The organism is Brachymonas sp. J145, from assembly GCF_036312245.1.
GTDB classification, from domain to species: domain Bacteria; phylum Pseudomonadota; class Gammaproteobacteria; order Burkholderiales; family Burkholderiaceae_C; genus Brachymonas; species Brachymonas wangyanguii.
Map to the genome: position 1 here is coordinate 189,104 of NZ_JAZDCI010000002.1, position 19,422 is coordinate 208,525.

22 protein-coding genes are annotated in these 19,422 nt (G+C 65.9%); 10 read left to right on the forward strand and 12 right to left on the reverse strand.

Annotated features, from left to right (window positions below):
* Positions 1-31: 31 nt before the first annotated feature.
* From V1261_RS03205 to V1261_RS03220, 4 genes are read right to left on the reverse strand one after another with little or no spacing between them, the layout of a single operon-like run.
* On the reverse strand, positions 32-526 hold the full coding sequence (locus tag V1261_RS03205; RefSeq protein WP_329769995.1) for a DNA-deoxyinosine glycosylase: 495 nt from the start codon (positions 524-526) through the stop codon (positions 32-34).
* Positions 523-1,377, reverse strand: a complete 855-nt coding sequence (locus tag V1261_RS03210) for a TatD family hydrolase (protein ID WP_329769996.1) — start codon at positions 1,375-1,377, stop codon at positions 523-525. The genes V1261_RS03205 and V1261_RS03210 overlap by 4 nt, the downstream gene beginning before the upstream one ends.
* Positions 1,374-2,093: a lipoprotein-releasing ABC transporter ATP-binding protein LolD gene (lolD, locus tag V1261_RS03215; RefSeq protein WP_329769997.1), complete on the reverse strand. Its 720-nt coding sequence runs from the start codon at positions 2,091-2,093 to the stop codon at positions 1,374-1,376. Before lolD ends, V1261_RS03210 begins: the two co-directional genes overlap by 4 nt.
* On the reverse strand, positions 2,086-3,339 hold the full coding sequence (locus V1261_RS03220; protein ID WP_329769998.1) for a lipoprotein-releasing ABC transporter permease subunit: 1,254 nt from the start codon (positions 3,337-3,339) through the stop codon (positions 2,086-2,088). The genes lolD and V1261_RS03220 overlap by 8 nt, the downstream gene beginning before the upstream one ends.
* Before the next feature lie 150 nt (positions 3,340-3,489).
* Between V1261_RS03220 and bioA the strand changes: the two genes are divergently transcribed.
* The 4 genes from bioA to recJ all read left to right on the forward strand — a co-directional run bounded on the left by bioA (position 3,490) and on the right by recJ (position 8,422).
* Positions 3,490-4,857, forward strand: a complete 1,368-nt coding sequence (gene bioA / locus V1261_RS03225) for an adenosylmethionine--8-amino-7-oxononanoate transaminase (RefSeq protein WP_329769999.1) — start codon at positions 3,490-3,492, stop codon at positions 4,855-4,857.
* Entirely contained in the window at positions 4,854-5,558 is a 705-nt protein-coding gene (bioD, locus tag V1261_RS03230; RefSeq protein WP_329770000.1) for a dethiobiotin synthase, read from the forward strand. The genes bioA and bioD overlap by 4 nt, the downstream gene beginning before the upstream one ends.
* 116 nt (positions 5,559-5,674) lie before the next feature.
* A complete protein-coding gene (locus V1261_RS03235; protein ID WP_329770001.1) occupies positions 5,675-6,709 on the forward strand; it encodes a phosphoglycerate mutase in 1,035 nt (344 codons plus the stop codon).
* A gap of 3 nt (positions 6,710-6,712) precedes the next feature.
* Positions 6,713-8,422, forward strand: coding sequence for a single-stranded-DNA-specific exonuclease RecJ (recJ, locus tag V1261_RS03240; RefSeq protein WP_329770002.1), 1,710 nt, complete (start codon positions 6,713-6,715; stop codon positions 8,420-8,422).
* On the opposite strand, the gene V1261_RS03245 is transcribed toward recJ, so the two are convergent.
* Genes V1261_RS03245 through rsmD form a run of 4 tightly spaced genes read right to left on the reverse strand, consistent with a single transcriptional unit; the run spans position 8,419 to position 10,633 of the window.
* Entirely contained in the window at positions 8,419-9,117 is a 699-nt protein-coding gene (locus tag V1261_RS03245; RefSeq protein WP_329770003.1) for a 2'-5' RNA ligase family protein, read from the reverse strand. The two genes, recJ and V1261_RS03245, sit on opposite strands and share 4 nt — an antisense overlap.
* Positions 9,118-9,120: 3 nt before the next feature.
* On the reverse strand, positions 9,121-9,426 hold the full coding sequence (locus V1261_RS03250; protein ID WP_329770004.1) for a DUF1294 domain-containing protein: 306 nt from the start codon (positions 9,424-9,426) through the stop codon (positions 9,121-9,123).
* Positions 9,423-9,911, reverse strand: coding sequence for a pantetheine-phosphate adenylyltransferase (coaD, locus tag V1261_RS03255; RefSeq protein WP_329770005.1), 489 nt, complete (start codon positions 9,909-9,911; stop codon positions 9,423-9,425). The genes V1261_RS03250 and coaD overlap by 4 nt, the downstream gene beginning before the upstream one ends.
* A gap of 23 nt (positions 9,912-9,934) precedes the next feature.
* Positions 9,935-10,633, reverse strand: coding sequence for a 16S rRNA (guanine(966)-N(2))-methyltransferase RsmD (gene rsmD / locus V1261_RS03260; RefSeq protein WP_329770006.1), 699 nt, complete (start codon positions 10,631-10,633; stop codon positions 9,935-9,937).
* A 176-nt stretch (positions 10,634-10,809) separates the two neighbouring features.
* Between rsmD and ftsY the strand changes: the two genes are divergently transcribed.
* Both ftsY and rpoH read left to right on the forward strand, forming a co-directional pair.
* Positions 10,810-12,183: a signal recognition particle-docking protein FtsY gene (gene ftsY, locus V1261_RS03265; protein ID WP_329770007.1), complete on the forward strand. Its 1,374-nt coding sequence runs from the start codon at positions 10,810-10,812 to the stop codon at positions 12,181-12,183.
* Between the two features lie 278 nt (positions 12,184-12,461).
* Positions 12,462-13,343, forward strand: coding sequence for an RNA polymerase sigma factor RpoH (rpoH, locus tag V1261_RS03270; RefSeq protein WP_329770125.1), 882 nt, complete (start codon positions 12,462-12,464; stop codon positions 13,341-13,343).
* 65 nt (positions 13,344-13,408) lie between these two features.
* Here rpoH and V1261_RS03275 read toward each other — a convergent pair whose 3' ends face one another.
* Both V1261_RS03275 and V1261_RS03280 read right to left on the reverse strand, forming a co-directional pair.
* Positions 13,409-14,065, reverse strand: coding sequence for an SCO family protein (locus tag V1261_RS03275; protein WP_329770009.1), 657 nt, complete (start codon positions 14,063-14,065; stop codon positions 13,409-13,411).
* A gap of 52 nt (positions 14,066-14,117) precedes the next feature.
* Entirely contained in the window at positions 14,118-15,032 is a 915-nt protein-coding gene (locus tag V1261_RS03280) for a biotin synthase (protein ID WP_329770011.1), read from the reverse strand.
* A 215-nt stretch (positions 15,033-15,247) separates the two neighbouring features.
* On the opposite strand from V1261_RS03280, the gene V1261_RS03285 reads away from it, so the two are divergent.
* Both V1261_RS03285 and trmL read left to right on the forward strand, forming a co-directional pair.
* Positions 15,248-15,880: a ComF family protein gene (locus tag V1261_RS03285; protein ID WP_329770012.1), complete on the forward strand. Its 633-nt coding sequence runs from the start codon at positions 15,248-15,250 to the stop codon at positions 15,878-15,880.
* A gap of 30 nt (positions 15,881-15,910) precedes the next feature.
* Positions 15,911-16,384 carry a tRNA (uridine(34)/cytosine(34)/5-carboxymethylaminomethyluridine(34)-2'-O)-methyltransferase TrmL gene (gene trmL, locus V1261_RS03290; protein WP_329770013.1) on the forward strand — a complete coding sequence of 158 codons (474 nt, stop codon included), beginning with the start codon at positions 15,911-15,913 and terminating at the stop codon, positions 16,382-16,384.
* 9 nt (positions 16,385-16,393) lie between these two features.
* On the opposite strand, the gene V1261_RS03295 is transcribed toward trmL, so the two are convergent.
* Entirely contained in the window at positions 16,394-17,152 is a 759-nt protein-coding gene (locus V1261_RS03295) for a sulfite exporter TauE/SafE family protein (RefSeq protein WP_329770014.1), read from the reverse strand.
* 29 nt (positions 17,153-17,181) lie between these two features.
* Positions 17,182-17,847, reverse strand: a complete 666-nt coding sequence (locus V1261_RS03300) for a ParA family protein (RefSeq protein ID WP_329770015.1) — start codon at positions 17,845-17,847, stop codon at positions 17,182-17,184.
* 204 nt (positions 17,848-18,051) lie between these two features.
* On the opposite strand from V1261_RS03300, the gene V1261_RS03305 reads away from it, so the two are divergent.
* Positions 18,052-18,489 (forward strand): DUF1841 family protein, encoded by a 438-nt coding sequence (locus V1261_RS03305; RefSeq protein ID WP_329770126.1) that lies wholly within the window; start codon positions 18,052-18,054, stop codon positions 18,487-18,489.
* A 32-nt stretch (positions 18,490-18,521) separates the two neighbouring features.
* Positions 18,522-19,412 (forward strand): PPK2 family polyphosphate kinase, encoded by an 891-nt coding sequence (locus V1261_RS03310; protein WP_329770016.1) that lies wholly within the window; start codon positions 18,522-18,524, stop codon positions 19,410-19,412.
* The last annotated feature ends 10 nt before the right edge of the window (positions 19,413-19,422 follow it).

Consider the following 19,422-nt stretch of genomic DNA (forward strand, 5'->3'; position numbering starts at 1 on the left):
GGCATTGTAGAACGCCGCTGCCATCTGGGACTCAGGCCAGGCCATGCGCCGCCAGCACCTCGCGCCAGGCCTGCAGCTTGCGTTCGAAGCTCCAGCTGGCGTTGGCCGGGCTGGTAGATGGCAATCGATATACCGGCAGACCCAGCGTGCGCGTATGGCGCTGGTGGCGCCAGCTCTCGCCACCGTTGTGCGCGATCGCCTCCAGCTGCGGACTGCGCTGCGTCAGCCCGACAAAATCATTCACCGTGGCGTTGCGGATCGCACTGTCCAGGCTGCCTTCGCGCTCGCAGCTGGCGTAGACATCCCAGATGCCCAGGCCGTGCGCCAGTGCCTGCTGGCAGCGCCCGGCATAGTCGAGCTGTTGCAAGGGCTGATCCCACAAGGTACCGAGAATGCGCCAGAACTGGTTTTGCGGGTGTGCATAGTATTGCTGCAGCTGCAGCGACTTGACGCCGGGAAAACTGCCCAGCACCAGCAGGCGCGTGTGGCTATCGGCAATGGGAGCCAGACCCGACAGCAGGCTCATGGCTGACCCTGGGGCAAAAGCGCTTGCAGCCGCGGCAACACCTGCAGCGTATTCGCCAGCACCTGTTGCTGCAGCTGCGCCAAGGGCTGCCCGCGCAAGTCGGCCAGCACCTGGGCGATGCGCGGGATTTCTTCCGGGGCATTGCGGCCCTGTTGCTGGCCGGCGGCGCGTTCGGCGGCGGTGGCGTAGAGCCAGCTCGGGGCGATATCGGGGGCATCGGTTTCGAGCACGATGGCATCGTCGGGCAATTCGGCCGCCAAGGCGCGCAGGCGCGTGGCGCGGTCAAAAGTCATGGCACCGCCAAAGCCGAGCTTGCAGCCTAGCCCCAGAAAGGCATCGGCCTGCTGCCGGCTACCGACAAAGGCATGGGCGATGCCGCTGGCCGGCGGCAGCTGGCGCAGCGCCTTGAGCACGGCATCGACCGAGCGGCGCACATGCAGCAGCACTGGCAGCTGGTGCTGGCGCGCCAGCCGCAGCTGTTCACGCAGCAGCCAGTCCTGGTGCGCACGCATTTGTGGCGTGCACAGTTCCGGCACAAAAAAGTCGAGGCCGATTTCGCCCACCGCCACCAGATGCGGATCATCACGGGCTGCATCGAGCTGCTCGGCCAGCTGCTGCAGTTCACGTTCGCCGGCCGTTAGGGCGCACATCGGGTGGATGCCGAGCGCATAGGCATCGCCCCACTGGCGTGCCAGCTGCTGCACCTGCGCCACATGCGATGCATGCACGTGCACGGCGGGGATCACGCACAGGCCGACGCCCTGCCCGCGCGCACGCTGGCGCATGGCGTCACGGTCGGCATCGAACTCGGCCGCGTCCAAATGGCAGTGCGTGTCGATCCAGAAGCTCATGCCATGGGCAGCGGCGGCGTCGGGTCGGTGGTATGCAAGGGCTCGAGCACGCCCTGCGTCATGCGGAACTGGCGGTCGCAGCGGGCGGCCAGTTCCTCGTCGTGCGTGACCAGCACAAAGGCCGTGCCCTTGTCCTGCGCCAGTTGCAGCATGCGCTGGAACACCTGGTCGGCGGTGCTGCGGTCCAGGTTGCCGGTCGGTTCGTCGGCCAGCACGCAGGCCGGCTGCGTCACCAGCGCACGCGCAATCGCCACGCGTTGGCGCTCGCCGCCGGAGAGTTCTGCCGGGCGATGCTCGGCGCGCTCGGACAGGCCGACCTGGGCCAGCATCTGCAGCGCCTGCTGCTGTGCACTGGCGCGATCCTGGCGGCGGATCCAGAGCGGCATGGCGACGTTCTGCGCCGCGGTGAACTCGGGCAGCAGGTGGTGGAACTGGTAGACAAAGCCGAGATACTGGTTGCGCAGCTCGCCCTGCTTCGCCAGCGAGAGCTGTGCCAGGTCCTGGCCCATGATCTGCACGCTACCGCTGGTGGGCGCATCGAGCCCGCCCAGCATGTGCAGCAGCGTGCTCTTGCCGGAGCCGGAGGCACCGACGATGGCCACCGTTTCGCCCGCGTGCACCGTCAGGTCGATGCCACGCAGCACGGTCAGGTCAATATTGCGACCCTCATGGAATCGCTTGGTCAGGCCTTGCGCCTGCAGGACGATGTTACTCATAGCGCAGGGCCTCCGCCGGGTTGACGCGGCTGGCACGCCAGCTCGGATACAGGGTCGCCAGGAAGGACAGGATCAGCGACACGACCACGATCGGCACGATATCACTGGCCTGCGGATCGCTCGGCATCTTGCTGATCAGGTAGATGTCCTGGGGCAGGAAGCTGGTGTTGAACAGGCGCTCGAAGAAAGGCACGATGACATCGATATTCACCGCCACCGCCAGCCCCAGCGCCAGGCCGGCCAGCGTGCCGATGATGCCGGCGGTGGCACCCTGCACCATGAAGATGCGCATGATGCTGCGCGGCGATGCGCCCAGCGTGCGCAGGATGGCGATATCGGCGCGCTTGTCCTGCACGCTCATCACCAGCGTGCTGACCAGGTTGAAGGCCGCCACTGCCACGATCAGCGTCAGGATGATGAACATCATGCGCTTCTCCACCTGCACGGCGGCAAACCAGCTCTTGTTCTGCTGCGTCCAGTCGCTCACCAGCAGCTGGCCCTGGAACAGGCCGGCCAGTTGCGCCGCCACCGTGGGTGCCTCGTTGAGGTCGCGGATCTTCAGGCGCACGCCCATCGGGCCTTCAAGCTGGTAGATCAGCGCGGCATCCTGCACGTTCAGCATCATCATGCCGTTGTCGTATTCGAAATGGCCGGATTCGAAGGTGCCGGCCACGGTCAGCTGTTTCAGCCGTGGCATCACGCCGGCCGGGGTGACGTTGCCGCTGGGCGCGATCATCGTCACCTTGTCGCCCGGCAGCACGCCGAGAGAACGTGCCAGCTGCACGCCCAGCACCACGTTGAAGCTGCCCGGCGTGAGCGACTTGAGCGCCGCCGCCTGCTGCTCGCTGATATTGCTGACCTCATGCTCCAGGCCCGGCTCGATGCCGCGCACCAGCACGCCACGCATGGTGTCGCCCAGGCTCAGCAGCGACTGGCCGGAAACAAAGGGCGCGGCGCCGATCACCTCGGGGTTGGTGCGCGCCTGCTGCACCACCGCCTGCACGTCCTGCAGGCCGGTGCCGTCCGGGTTGTACAGCTCGATGTGCGAGACCACGCCCAGCATACGGTCACGCACCTCCTTCTGGAAGCCGTTCATGACCGAGAGCACGATGATCAGTGCTGCCACGCCCAGCGCGATGCCGATGATGGAAGCTGCCGAAATAAAGGAAATGAACCCGTTGCGTCGGGTTGACCGGCCGGCGCGTGTGTAACGCCAGCCAATCAGGAGTTCGTAGGGACTTTGCATAGCTCTTGTAGTAACGGGTCTCCCCGGGGCAGCAGCTATTGTGTCACGCCAGCTTGCAGAGACCTGTCAGACGGTATCCCAGGTTGTGACAACACGTGGCCTGGCCCCAAGGCTTACACTTGGGCGGTGTGTGACTTTTTACCGGCCGACATGACGAACCCAGCCCTGTCCCTGAGCCAGCGCAGCCTGCGCAGCGTCTGGCACCCCTGCACGCAGATGAAGCAGCACGAACGCCTGCCCCCGCTGGCGATCGCGCGCGGCCAGGGCGTCTGGCTGTACGACGAGGCTGGCAATCGCTACCTGGACGGCATCAGCAGCTGGTGGGTCAACCTGTTCGGCCACGCCAACCCGCGCATCAATGCGGCGCTGATCGACCAGCTCGGCACGCTGGAGCACGCGATGATTTCCGGCTCCACCCACGCGCCGGTGGTGGAACTGTCCGAGCGGCTGTCGGCGCTGACCGGCGGCGTACTCGGCCATGCCTTCTATGCCTCCGATGGCGCATCGGCCGTGGAAATTGCGCTGAAGATGAGCGCGCAATACTGGCGCAACAGCGGCCAGCCAGACAAGCACCAGTATGTCTATCTGGCGCAGAGCTACCACGGCGAAACCATGGGCGCGCTCAGCGTGACCGATGTCGATATCTTCCGCCACGCCTACCAGCCGCTGGTGCGCCAGACGCATATCGCGCCCAGCCCTGATGCACGCCTGGCCGCCACGCCGCAACAGGCGGCCAACCAGGCGGCACAGGCGATGGAGGCGCTGCTGCAACAGCATGGCAGCACAATAGCCGCCGTCATCGTCGAACCGCTGGTGCAGTGCGCCACCGGCATGGCCATGCACGATCCCGACTACCTGCGCCAGCTGCGCGCGCTGTGCGACCGCTACCAGGTCCACCTGATTGCGGACGAGATTGCCGTTGGCTGTGGCCGTACCGGCACTTTCTTCGCCTGTGAGCAGGCCGGCATCTGGCCGGACTTCATCACCCTGTCCAAGGGCATCAGCGGCGGCTACCTGCCCTTGTCGCTGGTGCTGACGCGTGACAGCATCTACCAGGCCTTCTACGACGACGATGTGCGCACTGCCTTCCTGCATTCCCATTCGTACACCGGCAACCCGCTGGCCTGCCGCGCCGCGCTGGCCTGCCTGGACATTTTCGAGAGCGAGGACGTGCTGGCGCGCAACCAGGTCCTGGGCCAGCAGCTGGATCAGGCGCTGCAGCCGCTGGCGCAGCACCCAGCGGTGCGCCACGTGCGCCGCCAGGGCATGATCTGGGCCTGCGATATCGATCCCGCTGCCATTCCCGACCAGTCGGCCGATGATGCGCGCAACGGCATGGCCGGTGGCACTTTTTCGCAGCGCTACCATCTGGCGGCACGCCAGCGTGGCCTGCTGCTGCGCCCGATCGGCAACACGATCTACCTGATGCCGCCTTATGTGCTGCACGCAGTCGAGCTGCAGCATCTGGCTGATGGCGCGCTCGGCAGCCTGCTGGATGTGCTGGAGCCAGCCGCATGAGCATTCCCGCCTCTCTCGCACACGGCGTATTCGTCACCGGCACCGATACCGAAGTCGGCAAGAGCCTGATCGCCGCGGCGCTGATCCACCGCTACAACGCCAGCGGCCAGCCCTGCATCGGCATGAAGCCGGTCGCCGCCGGTGCCGACTGGCGCCAGGACGACGCCGGCGGCTACTGGCACAACGACGACGTCGCCCTGCTCGATCAGGCCAGCCCGATCCGCGCACCACAGGCACTGCGCTGCCCCTACCTGTTCGAGCCGCCGATTGCGCCACATGTGGCGGCGCGCCAGGCTGGCGTACAGATCAACCTGGACACGCTGCGCGAGCGCTACCTGCAGCTGCGCGATTACGCCCCGACCGTGGTCGTCGAAGGCGCGGGCGGCTGGCTGGTGCCCGTGGATGACAAGCACACCCTGGCCGATCTGGCGGTAGCGCTGCGGTTGCCGGTGGTGCTGGTGGTCGGCCTGCGTCTGGGCTGCATCAGCCACGCCCTGCTCACGGCACAGGCGATTGCCGCCAGCGGCCTGCCATTGGCCGGCTGGGTCGCCAACCATATCGACCCGCAGATGCTGGTACAGCAGGACAACATCGCCACGCTGCAGCAGCGCCTGCAAGCGCCCTGCCTCGGCATCATGCCGCGGCTGGAGACGGTGGACGTGGCGCGGGCAGCCGGGTATCTGGGCTGGCCAGCCGCGTAATATTGCCGCAAGACAGGCAACAACCTGAAACCAGTCCCAATGCCGCACGCCGGGACAGTCCGGTGCCACCCCTCTAGAATAGAGTCAAGCCTACGTGCAAGCACCAGAAAGTTGTCATGTCGTCCACCCAATCCCACCATCTCGTCATTCCCTTTGCCCTGACCCGCTCGGCCGGCTGTCTGCAGGCCGTGCAACAGCTGCAGTTGCAGCACCTGCCCGCCCTGCTGGACCGGCTGCAGCCGTTGCCGGTGCGCCACTGGGATGAATACAACTACAGCACGCCGCACGAGCATGCGCTGGCCGAGGCCCTGCAATGGCCGGAGGCGCTGCGCCAGGACGGCCAGATGCCCTGGGCCGCACACATGGCACGCAGTCATGGCATGGCCACGGCGATTCCGGTCGCCTGGGGCCTGGTCACGCCCTGCCACTGGCAGATCCAGACCGATCACGTCACCATGGCGCATCCGCAGGAGCTGGAGCTGACGCTGGAAGAAGGCAATGAACTGCTGCAGGCCATGCAACCCTGGTTTGCCGAAGAAGGCCTGTACCTGGTCGCCGTACCGGGCAGCAAGCCCGGCAACATCCAGTGGCTGGCGCGCGGCTCGCTGCTGGAAGGCCTGCGCACGGCCTCGCTCGATCGCGTCTGTGGCCGCAATGTGGAAAGCTGGATGCCCTCGCAGGTCAAGGCCGCCACCAGCCCGACCGCTGCCCGCGCCGCGCCGCTGCAGCGCCTGCAGAGCGAGATGCAGATGCTGCTGCACACGCACCCGGTCAACGATCGCCGCCAGGCCGCCGGCAAGCTGCCGGTGAACTCGTTCTGGGTCAGCGGCACCGGCGTGCTGCCGGCCGACATCCCGCTGTTTCCCGAAGATGAGAACGCACTGCAGCCACACATGCTGCGCCAGCTCGCCACCGCCGCCCAGCGCGAGGACTGGGACGCCTGGCTGACCGCCTGGCGCTGGCTGGACGAGCACGTGTTTGCACCGCTGCTGCAAAAGCAGCGCGAAGGCACGCTGAAAGGCCTGCAGCTCACGCTGTGCAGCGAGCAGCGCGCCGCCAGCTGGCACAGCGCGCCGGTATCGCTGTTCGACAAGCTGATCCGCAGCATGCGTCCGACCCAGCTGCCTGCACTGCTGCAGAAAACCCTGTAAGCCATGCGCCTGCTGACCCGTGACATCCCGCCCCGCGCCTGCTGGGCGCTGGAACAGGCTGGCCTGCATCCGCTGCTGGCGCGCCTCTATGCCGCACGCGGCGTGCAACCGGACGAACTCGACGAGGGCCTGGCCCGGCTCACTCCGCCGGACCAGCTGCTCGGTGCGCAACAGGCTGCCGTGCTGCTGGCCGACAGCATCGCTGCCGGTCGCAACATCTGCATCGTGGCCGATTACGACTGTGACGGTGCCACCGCCTGCGCCGTGGCATTGCGCGGCCTGCGCATGCTGGGTGCCACGCAGGTGCAGTTCCTGGTGCCCGACCGCGTGGTCGACGGCTACGGCCTGACCGGCCCGATTGCCGAACGCGTACGCGCTGCCGGCGGCGACCTGCTGGTCACGGTAGACAACGGCATCGCCAGCGTGGAAGGCGTGGAGGCCGCCCATGCGCTCGGCATGCAGGTGCTGGTGACCGACCACCACCTGCCCGGCGACACCCTGCCGGCCGCCGATGTCATCGTCAACCCGAACCAGCCCGGCTGCAGCTTTCCCGGCAAGTCCATGGCTGGCGTGGGCGTGATGTTCTACGTATTGCTGATGCTGCGCGCCGAATTGCGCCAGCGCGGCCAGTTCACGGCGCAGAACCAGCCGCGGCTGGACACGCTGCTGCCGCTGGTGGCGCTCGGCACCGTCGCCGACGTGGTGAAACTGGACGCCAACAACCGCCGCATGGTGGCGCAAGGTCTGAAACGCATCCGCCAGGGCGCGATGCCGGCCGGCCTGCACGCGCTGTTCCAGGTCGCCGGCCGCGACTGGCGCGCCGCCACGACTTTTGACATGGGTTTTGCGCTCGGGCCGCGCATCAACGCCGCCGGCCGCCTGGCCGACATGACGCTGGGCATCGAATGCCTGACCACCGACGATGCCACGCGCGCGCTGGAGCTGGCGCACCAGCTCGACAGCATCAACCGCGAACGCCGCGAGCTCGAAGACGGCATGCGCGAGCAGGCCCAGGCCAGCGCCGAGGCCCTGTTTGCCACCGATGCCGCCCCGCCCTCGGCGCTCAGCGTGTTTGGCGAGGATTTCCATGAAGGCGTAGTCGGCATCGTCGCCTCACGCCTGAAAGACAAGCTGCACCGGCCGATCTTTGTCTTTGCCCCGAGCGCGGCGCCAGGCCAGCAGCAGGAGCTGAAAGGCTCGGGCCGCTCGATTCCGGGCTTTCACATGCGCGATGCGCTGGACCTGATCTCCAAGCGCCATCCGGAGGTGATCCTGCGCTTTGGCGGCCACGCCATGGCGGCCGGCTGCACCATTGCGCGCGCGCATTTCCCGACCTTCGAGCAGGCGCTGGTGCGTATCGCGGAGGAATGGCTGGACGAGGCCACGCTCACCCGCACGCTGGAAACCGATGGCGCGCTGCCGCCCGAATTCCGCCGCATCGATATCGCCAGCGAGCTGCAACAGCAGGTCTGGGGCCAGGGCTTTGCGCCGCCGGTGTTCTGCGAGGAACTGGACATCGTGCAGCAACGCCTGGTGGGCGAGCGTCACCTCAAGCTGCAGCTGCGCCACCACGGTGAATTGGTAGACGGCATCTGGTTTGGCCGCAGCGAACCGCTGCCGCCACGCGCCACGCTGGCCTACCGGCTCGACGTGAACAGCTGGCAGGGCCGCGACAACGTGCAGCTGGTGGTGGAAGGCATGGCCGGCGACTAGACGCCAGCCGCCGCCAGCACCCCGGCCGCGATCGGGCCAAGCAGGTGGCTGTCGTGCCAATGCAGCGCCTGTTGCTGCAAGTCCCATGCTGCCACCGGCAGCAGCCGGCCACCGATATCGTGCGTGGCATAGGCCACCAGCCAGAGCTGCTGCACCGGCAACGCCGTCACCTGTTCCGGCACCCGTGCCCGGCATGATACCAAGGTCGCCAGCGGCCAGGCGTCGGCATAGTGGCCCAGCGTCAGGTGCGGCACATGGGCTTCGGCCAGCGCCTCCTGCGTCAGCAGCGCCTGGCGCGCATCCGCATAGCCAGTGGAATCAGCATGCACCTGCAGATACGGCACGCTGGCAAAGCTGTCCAGCCGGCCGATCTGCAAGGTGAACGGCGCAATCGCCGCCTGGCGCAGCCCTTGCAACTGGGCCAGTAAACCGGCGGCATTGATCGCCTGGGGCTCCGCCTGCGTCTGCGGAAAACCGCCCAGCGCGATCGTCACATGCGGCTGGCGCCCATAAGCAGGCAATAGCAGCTGCTGCAGCGCCGTGCGCGCCTGCTGCCAGCGCGCCCGCACGGCAGGCGTATCGGCATTAATCACCCAGCACAGGTAGTACGGGCGGCCACGGTGCCATTCGGGGAAATCACGCGGCTCACAGCGCAGCGTGTGGCCGCGCTGCAGCAGCCAGGGATCGGACCACATCGCTCAGGGCAGGCGCGACAGGTCCCAGTAGAGCAAGCCGCCCAGCGCCATCATGTTCAGCATCACCGTGAGCCAGAACACGGTCTGGAACGCCGGCTTGACGGTCTTGTGGCGGAACAGCCGCTGTCCGAGCCAGCCACCCGGCCAGCCGCACAGCAGTGCCAGCGTGTGCAGATACGATTCCGGAATGCGCGGCTTGTTGGCCCTGGCCGCCAGCTTGTCCCAGCCGTACACCAGCAGCGTGCACAGGCTCATCGCCACATAAATGCCGATCAGCCACTCGAAGTGGGTGACGACCGAGACGTTCATAGACGTCCGCTCTTGGCCATCAGGCGCTCGAACACGCCCGGCGATACCAGCTGGTGCACTTCGCCGCCCAGGGTGGCAATCTCGCGCACATAGGTGCTGCTGACAAACTGGTACTGGTCGCTCGGCGTCAGGAACACGGTCTCGACATCGGGCATCAGGCGGCGGTTCATGCCGGCGAGCTGGAATTCGTAGTCAAAGTCGGTCACCGCGCGCAGGCCGCGCACCATGGCGCGCGCGCCACGCGCCACGACAAAGTCGCGCAGCAGGCCGTCATAGCTCTCGACTGTGACGTTGGGGAAACGCGCCACCGCCTGCTGCACCATGTCCAGCCGCTCTGCCAGGTCGAACATCGGCTTCTTGTGGTGGCCGGCCGCCACTGCCACGATCAGGTGGCCAAACAGTTGGGAAGCGCGGCGCACCAGTTCCTCGTGGCCCAGGGTCATCGGATCAAAGGTGCCGGGATAGACGGCGATCACGGGGTTCATGCGCGGAAATCTCCTGTACAGATTCAGTCAGCCGCCTGCAGCGGACGCAGCAGGTGGGCGTGCACGGCGCCAGCCTGCAGATGGCGCCAGCACTGCCAGCCCAGCGGCTGAAGAGCGGCATCGTCCCAGGCCTGGCCGGCTTCCAGATAGAGGTAGCCAGTGGGACGCAGCAGCGGCAGCGCCAGCTGCAGCGCCTGCTGGTACCAGTCGGCGTCATAAGGGGGATCCAGCAGGATCAGGTCCTGGCTGGCGGGATGTTGTCGGGCCTGGTCGCGCAGCAGTGCCAGCGCATCACCCTGGCGCACCTGCACGGCATCGGCCTGCAAGCTGGCCTGCAACTGGCGTAGCTGCTTCACCAGTGCCGCGTGCGATTCCAGCATCAGCACGCGGGCGGCACCGCGCGAGGCGGCCTCGAAACCGAGCGCGCCGGTGCCGGCACACAGGTCGATGCAGTGCCAGCCTCCCAGGTCCTGGCCGAGCCAGTTGAACAGGGTCTCGCGCACGCGGTCCGGCGTGGGGCGCAGGCCAGGCGGCACGCCGGGGCCGGCGGCGACCGGCAGCAGGCGGCGGCGCCACTGGCCCCCGATGATGCGGACCTGGCCGGCACCGCGTTGTGCCGCTACGCCCTTGCCCGGGCGCTTGCCCGCCGGGCGCGCGGCCTCGGCCGGCTTGGCGCGCAGGCTGGCATTGATGGCTTCGAGTGACATGGCAGAGCGTCCCATGCCGCGATCATAGGGGAAAAGCCCGCCAGACAACGCGATCTGCCGGCTTTTTGCCGCCTGCCGGCCGCCAAAGTCGCGCATCGCGCAGCCGCTTGCATGGATATTCACGGGACGGACAGGGCTTGTCCTTACAATCAGGGGCACTGTCTGCCCTCCTACCGGCCTCCCTACACCCCATGTTCAGCTTTTTCAAGAAAAAACCTGCCGCTGCGCCTGACGCAGAGCTGCCTGTCGATAGCGCTCCCGACAGCGTTACCGAGGCGACACCTGCCGTCGTCCCGGAACCCGAACCCGCCGCCGACGTGGCTGCCAAGCCCGCTGCCGAAGCCCCCAAGGGCTGGCTGAACCGGCTGCGCCGCAGTTTCGGCAGCGACGAGGAGCCGGCTGCATCCACGGTCGAGGCCGAGACGCCTGCTGGCGAAACGGCAGCCGCCGAACTGCCGCCCATCGACGAGGAAGAGCTGGAGCGCGCCGCCATGGAAGCGGCCACCGAGCATGAGCTGCCGCCGGAAATCATCGAGCCGGTGCCGCCGGTCGTCGCGCCCGTGGCTGCTGTTCCTGCACCTATGGACAGCCCGGCCGAGGCCATCGCCAGCGACAGCTACGCCCTGTCCGCCCCGCCCCAGGAGCGGCCCGAGTCGCTGGATCCGGATCGTGCCGGCTGGTACAGCCGCCTGAAGACTGGCCTGCGCCGCACCGGCAGCAATATCAGCACCGTATTCACCGGCACCCGCATCGACGACGAACTGTACGAAGACCTGGAAGCTGCACTGCTGATGGCCGATGCCGGCGTGCAAGCCACCGAATTCCTGCTGGAAGACCTGAAGCAGCGCGTCAAGAACGCGCGCGCCAGCGATCCGGCCCAGGTCAAGGCGCTGCTGGTCGATGCGGTTGCCGACCTGCTGGCACCCCTGCAGAAGCCGCTGGTGATCGGCGAGCACACGCCGACCGTGATCATGGTCGCCGGTGTCAACGGCGCCGGCAAGACGACCTCTATCGGCAAGCTGACCAAGCACCTGAGCGACCACCAGCAGCAAGTGCTGCTGGCGGCTGCCGACACCTTCCGTGCCGCCGCGCGCGAGCAGCTGGCAATCTGGGCCGACCGCAACACGGTGGAAATCGTCAGCAGCTCCGGTGGCGATCCGGCCGCGCTCAGCTTTGACGCCGTGGCCGCCGGCCGCGCGCGCGAGAAGGACGTGGTGCTGGTCGATACCGCCGGTCGTCTGCCGACCCAGCTGCACCTGATGGACGAGCTGAAGAAGATCCGCCGCACCATCACCAAGGCCTATGTCACCGCGCCGCACGAGGTGCTGCTGGTGATTGACGGCAATACCGGCCAGAACGCGCTGGCCCAAGTCAAGGCGTTTGACGAGGCACTGGAACTTACCGGCCTGATCGTGACCAAACTGGATGGCACGGCCAAGGGTGGCGTGCTCTGCGCCATCGCCCGCGAAAAGCCGGTACCGGTCTACTTCGTCGGCGTCGGCGAAAAGCTGGAAGACCTGCAGACCTTCAACGCGCGCGAATTTGCCCAGGCACTGCTGGGCTGATCCGCCCCTGTCCTACACGCCGTCCCCGCCCTGCTTTCCATAATGGACATCAGGGCGGCCTGCCAGCGGGCAGACGGCAATCCTTCGGTTTGTTACGTCTTTCACGCCCTGACTTAGCACTCGTAACGTCAGAGTGCTAATATTTGAGGAACGAACGGAACATTCCTTCCAGGAATGACTCCAACCCTTAAAGGAGTAAACGATACGTGGCAGACAACGCTGTGGTTTCCAACAAGACTGACCTGGCCCTGGCCCCCAACTGGTCGGCCGTGGCCACCATGCCCCCGCTGGGCAATCTTGACGCCTATATTTCTGCGGTCAACCGCATGCCCATGCTCACCTCCGAGCAGGAGCAGGATTACGCCAAAAAACTCAAGGAAAACAATGACCTGGACGCTGCCGGCCGCCTGATCATGTCGCACCTGCGACTGGTGGTTGCCGTGTCGCGCCAGTACCTGGGCTACGGCCTGCCGCATGGCGACCTGATCCAGGAAGGCAACGTCGGCCTGATGAAGGCGGTACGCCGCTTTGACCCGTCGCAGGGCGTGCGTCTGGTCAGCTACGCCATGCACTGGATCAAGGCCGAGATCCACGAGTACATCCTGAAGAACTGGCGCATGGTCAAGGTGGCCACCACCAAGGCGCAGCGCAAGCTGTTCTTCAACCTGCGCAGCAAGAAGCAGGGCTTCCGCGCCGCCGCTGACCTGGACGACGTGATGGCGCATCGCGACGGTCTGACCGAGCAGGAAATCGACATCATCGCGCAAGACCTGAACGTCAAGCGCGAAGAAGTGATGGAGATGGAAACGCGCATGTCTGGCGGTGACGTGCTGCTGGATCCGGCTCCGTCCGATGACGGCGAGCAGGCCTTTGGCCCGATCGCCTACCTGTCCGACGCCAGCCACGAGCCGACCGCCATGCTGGAAGCGCGCCAGCGCGACACCATGGCCACCGACGGCATCGCCGCCGCGCTCGATACGCTGGATGCGCGCAGCCGCCGCATCGTCGAGCAACGCTGGCTCAATGTCAACGACGACGGCTCCGGCGGCATGACGCTGCACGAGCTGGCCGCCGAGTACGGTGTCAGCGCCGAGCGCATCCGCCAGATCGAATCGGCCGCGATGAAGAAGATGAAGACGGCACTGGTCGAGTACGCGTAAGCGCCTCCGGCATGCGCCAGCAAAAAACGCCCCTCGGGGCGTTTTTTGCGTCTGGAGAGAAAGGATCAGGCTTCGCCGAGCAGCGTCTTGATATCCGCCGCAATCGAATCGGCCGGCGTGCCATAGCTGCAGTGCACGCGGATCTTGCCCTTGGGATCAAACAGCAGCACACCGGCGGTGTGGTCCATGGTGTAGCTGGTGGGCGTGCTGCCCTCGACTTTCTTGTAGTAGACCTTGAAGTCCGGCGCAACCTTGGTGCGCAGTTCTTCGGGTGTGGGCAGCAGGGCCACGAAGCTCGGGTCGAAGTTGCCCAGATATTCCTTCAGGATCTGCGCCGTGTCGCGCTCCGGATCCACCGTGACGAACAGCACTTGCAGCTTGTCGCCATCGGCACCCAGCAGCTCCTTGACCTGCACCATCTCCGCCAGCGTGGTCGGGCAGACGTCCGGGCACTGCACAAAACCGAAGAACATGGCCACCACCTTGCCGCGGAAATCGGCCATGCTGCGCTGCTGGCCGTTCATGTCGGGCAGGGAAAAATCCTGCGCGTACTTGGCACTGCTGATGTCCAGACCCTTGAACTGGCTGGACTTGCTGCCGGCCGAGCTGCCGTTTTCACAGCCGGCCAGCATCAGGGCGGCACCGCCCAGCATCAGCGAAGAAACGATCTGGCGGCGCGTCAGGCCAACAGCCCCGGAAAATGCGTGCGTGGTGTGTGTCATGCACACATTCTACAAGTCGATCAACACAACGGTCCATGAAGACCGTCCGGGTTCAGGGCTGTTGCTTGCGCAGCATGCGCTGCATCTGCTCCAGCGTGATCGCCGTCGTACCTTCGACCTTGTGGCGCGGTTCCGGCTGCAGCGCATGGCCGTAGATCACCTCAAAGGTCAGCGCGATGCTGCCATCGCGCTCCAGCGTGCGCAGGCCGTGTTTCAGCTGCTGCAGCCAACCGCGACCATGGGTGCGGGTATCGCGCTGGCTGGACAGGTTGCGACCCAGCTCGCGCAGCTCCTGCAGCAGGCGCTCAGGCGTGGCAAAGGTCAGCGTGATGCGCTCCATGTCCATCACCGGTTCGGCAAAGCCGGCCTGGATCAGCATGTCGCCCCAGTCATGCATGTCGGTGAACTGGTGTGTTGGTGCCGGCCAGCCGAGCGTGCGGTAGAGCGCATCCAGCTCACGCAGCGTGTCCGGGCCGAGCGCCGAGAACATCAGGAAGCCGTTGACCGCCAGCGCCTCGCGCCACTGTGTCAGCAGCGCCTGCGGATCGGCGGCGTTGTGCAGCGCCATGTTCGCCCACAGCATGTCGATGCTGCCGGCTTCCGGCAAACCAAATTGGGTCGCCACTGGACCGCCCAGCAGGCCACCCAGCGTGCGGCGCAGCCAGCCACTGCCGCCCTCTTCCGCACCCAGCTGTTGCAGTGCCTGCTGGCTGGCAGCATCGGGCTCATGGGCCCAGGCCTGCGCCTGCGGATAGCGCTGGCGCAGCAGCGCATGCGCCTGCTGACCACCCTTGAGCGGCTGCCAGTGCAGCCAGCGCTGCGGTTGCAGCGTGATCAGCGACAGGCGGTCTTCCATGCGGCGCGCGATCTCTTCATGCAGCCAGGGGCTCTGCGGCAACGGCAGACGCTGCCAGCGGCGCGCAGCCACGGGATCGATACTGGGGGGGAGTTGGGTCTGGGTATGCACGCGGGCAGTATATAGCGCCGCCCCAGCCCTGCGCCAACGCGGGATTTGCATGGCTGGATGCAACAGACGCGTCATCCGCTACAATATAAAAATTAATTCTTTTATCTTATATTTTGAACTGGTTTACCCGCCTGATTCCGGCCCGCTGCGGCATTTGCCAGAGCTGGCCAGCACAGCCGCTGTGCGCCGATTGCGTGCAGCGGCATGCCCAGCCCATGGAACGCTGCCGTGGCTGCGCCCTGCTACTGCCACCAGACGAGGACGATGGCCATGGCCTGTGCCACGATTGCAGCCAGCACCCGGCCCCGCTGCTGGAAAGTTGCCATGCCGCGCTCTCCTACGTCTGGCCCTGGCAGGGCAGTATCGATGCCTTCAAGTTCCATGGCCAGCCGGCGCTGGCCGGGCTGCTGGCGGCACGTATGGCCGCCTGTCCGGAGCTGGTCGCCACGGTGCGCGACAGCGACCTGCTGGTGCCGCTGCCCTTGCACCCGCATCGGCTGGCCGAACGCGGCTTCAGCCAGACCTGGCTGCTGGCACAACAGTTGCGCCGGCTGGTCCGCCCGATGCCCCAGAAAGCCCTGCTGCGTCATGACTGGCTGGCGCGCAGCCGCCATACACCGCACCAGAGCCGGCTGCCGCATGCCGAGCGCGAGCACAATATCCAGGATGCCTTCGAGGTGCCGGCACGACTGGCAGCGCTGGTCGAAGGCCGCCATGCCGTGCTGCTGGACGACGTGATGACTACCGGTGCCACGCTGGAAGAAGCGGCGCGCGTGCTGCTGGCCGAAGGCTGCCACCGCGTCAGCGCCGTGGTGCTGGCGCGCACCGAAAAACCCCGGTTTGATTAGCGGCACGGTTTGGCGCGACAATGCGCGACCATGTTTCACATCGTCCTGGTTCACCCCGAAATTCCGCCGAATACCGGCAACGTGATCCGCCTGGCGGCGAATACCGGCTGCACGCTGCACCTGATCGAACCGCTTGGTTTCAGCCTGGACGACAAGCAGCTGCGCCGAGCCGGGCTGGATTACCACGAGTACGCCACGCTGCAAGTGCATGCCAGCTGGCAAAATTTTCTGGAACATGCGCAACCAGACCCGGCCCGGCTGTTTGCCATGACCACGCGTGGCAGCCATCCGGTACCGGAGCAGGCCTTCCAGCCGGGCGACTGGCTGGTGTTTGGCTGCGAGACTGCCGGCCTGCCAGCCGCAATCCGTGACAGCTTTCCGGCCAGCCAGCGGCTGCGCCTGCCGATGCTGCCAACGCAGCGCAGCCTGAACCTGTCGAATGCGGTTGCGGTGACAGTCTATGAGGCCTGGCGCCAGTGCGGCTTTGCCGGAACCAGTGCCTGAACGCCATCGTCAAAGCAGGGTCTTGAGCCCGTCCCAGACCAGCTTGATGCCGGTCAGCAGCATCCCCAGGTAAATCAGGCGGTAGAACCAGGTCGGGTCAATGCGCCTGGCAATGCGCACGCCGATCCAGACGCCCAGCGGTGCCAGCGGCAGCAGCACCAGCGAAGTGGCCAGGTTTTCCCATTTCAGCAGGCCGAGATAGGCATATGGCAGCCACTTGCTCAGGTTGATGCAGAAGAACAAATAGGCCATGGTGCCGGTGAAAATCAGCGGCGGCAGGCGCATCGGGATCACGTAGGCACCCAGCGGCGGGCCACCGGCGTGCGCGACAAAGCTGGTAAAGCCGGAGGTGGTGGCCAGCACGCTGCCCAGCCAGCGCGGCGGCAGTGCCGCATCGGCACGCGGCGGAAACAGAAGACGCTGCGCGAGGAACAGCAGCGTTAGCACGCCAACAATACCCGCCACCACCGGCGCACTCAGGAAGCGAAACAGCAGCGTGCCGATCACGGTACCAAGCAGCGCCCTGGGCAGCAGGCGCTTGAACAATGCCCAATCGACATGGCGGCGAAAGGCATGGATGCCCATCAGGTCCATCGCCAGCAGCAGCGGCATCATGATGGCTGCCGCCTGCGGCACGCTGACGCTAAGCGCCATCAGCGGCACGGCCAACGCGCCAAAACCGGCACCAAAGCCACTCTTGCTGATGCCGATCAGCAGCACCGCCGGGATCGCCACCAGATAGAACTGCCAGTCGCTGATCAGGGCCAAGCCCTCAGGCAGCCAGCCTGCCCAGGCCATCAATAGCGTGCGTCAGGATCGACCCTGGACGGCGGCTGCGGGCGCGCCGGCTCGTCCAGCCAACGGCAAATCGGCTCCCATTGCTGCAGATCGCGCTGCACGCGGCCCGGCGGCACGTCAAACAGGGTCAGGCCTTGCGCCGCCAGGTGCACGTAGTTTTGCGTGTCACGCACCACGCCCAGCAGCGGGAACGGCAGATGCTCGCAAAAATCGCGCAGGTGCTGCAGCGAATGCGTGTTTTCCTTGACGCGCATCGCCAGCAGGGCAATATCGATGCGGCCCAGCTTCTTGTACTCGACCAGTTCGCGCATGAAATCGACTGTGGCGCGCATGTCAAACACGCTGGGCTGCAGCGGCACCACCGCCTTGGTGGCCATCTTGAGCACGCCCTTGAGTTCCTTGCCGTCCAGGCCGGCCGGTGTGTCGAGCACCACATGGGTGACGCCCTTGGGCACCTTGACCTTGCCGGCAGAGGCGGTTTCCCAGGGCACGATCTTGCCGGCAGCAGCCGGGCGATCAGCCAGCCACTGGCGCGAGGATTGCTGCTTGTCCACGTCTCCCAGCATGACACGTGCCCCACGCGCGGCAAAATAGCCCGCGATATTGGTAGAGACGGTGGTTTTTCCCACCCCTCCCTTGGGGTTGACGACGACAACTACGGGCATGGCAACAAGCTCCTTTGGCAAATCAGCGCGCCGCAAGTGGCTACGCCTGGACAAGGCAAAGAAAGACTGTACCCTGTTTGAACTTGCACGCCCATGGTTTTAGCCGTGGTTTTGCCGCAAAATCCTGCAAAATGGCTTGTAGAAACCTGATTTTCGGTGTATGTCATATTTTCGTCATAAATCTGGAACCACTTTTATCCCATGTTGATGCAACCCAGCCAGGCCGATGTGCGCCGCTATTTCTGTGCCACCTACGCCAAGTGGCGCGCCAACCAGCCCATGGACGCCATGGAGACGCTGATCGCCGGCTGGATGGAGCAGCACCCTGAATACCATGCCGATCTGGCCGATGTCGATGCCGCCCTGGCGGCCATGCAAAAGCCGGATCTGGCCGGCCAGGCCAACCCCTTTCTGCACCTGTCCATGCACCTGACCATCAGCGAGCAGTGCAGCATCGACCAGCCGCGTGGCATCCGCCAGGCGGTGGAACTGCTGGCGGCACGCCGGCATGACCTGCACGCCGCCCACCACGCCGTCATGGACTGCCTGGGCCGCATGATCTGGGAAAGCCAGCGCAACGGCCGCCCGCCGGATGGCGAGGCCTACCTGGCCAGCGTGCAGCGCCTGGCCACGCAGGATTGAAATCACACAACCACAAGCACAAGGAGTCACCCATGAGCAAGCGCGACAAGCACCCCGCCAAGCCGACCCCGCTGCTGCGCCAGTGGCAGCCGCCGGTCACGCGTTCCGTGCATGCTACCGATGGCAGCGGCGCCTACAACGCCGACCACAGCGTCAAGATCAGCGATTTTGATCCGGGTGCCCAGCCCTACTCGATCGGCACCAAGCTGGAGAACAAGGCGGCCGTCAAGGCACTGGCCGAAGAGATCGACCTGCTGCAGGACGTGCTGCTGGCCGATCGCCGCCATGCGCTGCTGGTGATCCTGCAGGGCATGGACGCATCGGGCAAGGACGGCACGCTGCGCGGCGTGTTCAGCCATACCAGCCCACTCGGCGTGCGCACCGTCGGCTGGAAGGCGCCCACTTCGCTGGAGCTCAGCCACGACTACCTGTGGCGCATCCATGCCTCCATGCCGGCCAAGGGCGAGATCGTGGTGTTCAACCGCAGCCAGTACGAGGACGTGCTGGTGCCGGTGGTGAACCGCAACATCAGCGCCGAGCAGACGCGCCAGCGTTACGCCCAGATCAATGATTTTGAGCGCATGCTGACCGAAAACGGCACCGTGATCCTAAAGTTCATGCTGCACATCAGCAAGGACGAGCAGCGCGAGCGCCTGCAGGAGCGCATCGACGACCCGAGCAAGCATTGGAAATTCGAAGCCGGTGACCTGGAAGTGCGCCGCCACTGGGACGACTACCAGCAGGCCTATGCGCAGTTGCTGACCCACACCAGCACGCCCTGGGCACCATGGACCGTGGTGCCGGCCGACAGCAAGACGCACCGCAACCTGATGATCGCCACTGTGGTGCGCGATACCCTGCAGGCGATGGACCTGCGCTACCCGCCGCCCAAGCCCGAGCTCAAGGGCGTCACCATCAAGTAGGATGCCGGGC

What these genes read in the sequence shown, in the direction of transcription:
- V1261_RS03205 (WP_329769995.1), bottom strand. Translation starts at nt 526, where the DNA reads ATGAGCCTGCTGTCGGGTCTGGCTCCCATTGCCGATAGCCACACGCGC.
- V1261_RS03210 (WP_329769996.1), bottom strand. Translation starts at nt 1,377, where the DNA reads ATGAGCTTCTGGATCGACACGCACTGCCATTTGGACGCGGCCGAGTTC.
- lolD (WP_329769997.1), bottom strand. Translation starts at nt 2,093, where the DNA reads ATGAGTAACATCGTCCTGCAGGCGCAAGGCCTGACCAAGCGATTCCAT.
- V1261_RS03220 (WP_329769998.1), bottom strand. Translation starts at nt 3,339, where the DNA reads ATGCAAAGTCCCTACGAACTCCTGATTGGCTGGCGTTACACACGCGCC.
- bioA (WP_329769999.1), top strand. Translation starts at nt 3,490, where the DNA reads ATGACGAACCCAGCCCTGTCCCTGAGCCAGCGCAGCCTGCGCAGCGTC.
- bioD (WP_329770000.1), top strand. Translation starts at nt 4,854, where the DNA reads ATGAGCATTCCCGCCTCTCTCGCACACGGCGTATTCGTCACCGGCACC.
- V1261_RS03235 (WP_329770001.1), top strand. Translation starts at nt 5,675, where the DNA reads ATGTCGTCCACCCAATCCCACCATCTCGTCATTCCCTTTGCCCTGACC.
- recJ (WP_329770002.1), top strand. Translation starts at nt 6,713, where the DNA reads ATGCGCCTGCTGACCCGTGACATCCCGCCCCGCGCCTGCTGGGCGCTG.
- V1261_RS03245 (WP_329770003.1), bottom strand. Translation starts at nt 9,117, where the DNA reads ATGTGGTCCGATCCCTGGCTGCTGCAGCGCGGCCACACGCTGCGCTGT.
- V1261_RS03250 (WP_329770004.1), bottom strand. Translation starts at nt 9,426, where the DNA reads ATGAACGTCTCGGTCGTCACCCACTTCGAGTGGCTGATCGGCATTTAT.
- coaD (WP_329770005.1), bottom strand. Translation starts at nt 9,911, where the DNA reads ATGAACCCCGTGATCGCCGTCTATCCCGGCACCTTTGATCCGATGACC.
- rsmD (WP_329770006.1), bottom strand. Translation starts at nt 10,633, where the DNA reads ATGGGACGCTCTGCCATGTCACTCGAAGCCATCAATGCCAGCCTGCGC.
- ftsY (WP_329770007.1), top strand. Translation starts at nt 10,810, where the DNA reads ATGTTCAGCTTTTTCAAGAAAAAACCTGCCGCTGCGCCTGACGCAGAG.
- rpoH (WP_329770125.1), top strand. Translation starts at nt 12,462, where the DNA reads ATGCCCCCGCTGGGCAATCTTGACGCCTATATTTCTGCGGTCAACCGC.
- V1261_RS03275 (WP_329770009.1), bottom strand. Translation starts at nt 14,065, where the DNA reads ATGACACACACCACGCACGCATTTTCCGGGGCTGTTGGCCTGACGCGC.
- V1261_RS03285 (WP_329770012.1), top strand. Translation starts at nt 15,248, where the DNA reads ATGGAACGCTGCCGTGGCTGCGCCCTGCTACTGCCACCAGACGAGGAC.
- trmL (WP_329770013.1), top strand. Translation starts at nt 15,911, where the DNA reads ATGTTTCACATCGTCCTGGTTCACCCCGAAATTCCGCCGAATACCGGC.
- V1261_RS03300 (WP_329770015.1), bottom strand. Translation starts at nt 17,847, where the DNA reads ATGCCCGTAGTTGTCGTCGTCAACCCCAAGGGAGGGGTGGGAAAAACC.
- V1261_RS03310 (WP_329770016.1), top strand. Translation starts at nt 18,522, where the DNA reads ATGAGCAAGCGCGACAAGCACCCCGCCAAGCCGACCCCGCTGCTGCGC.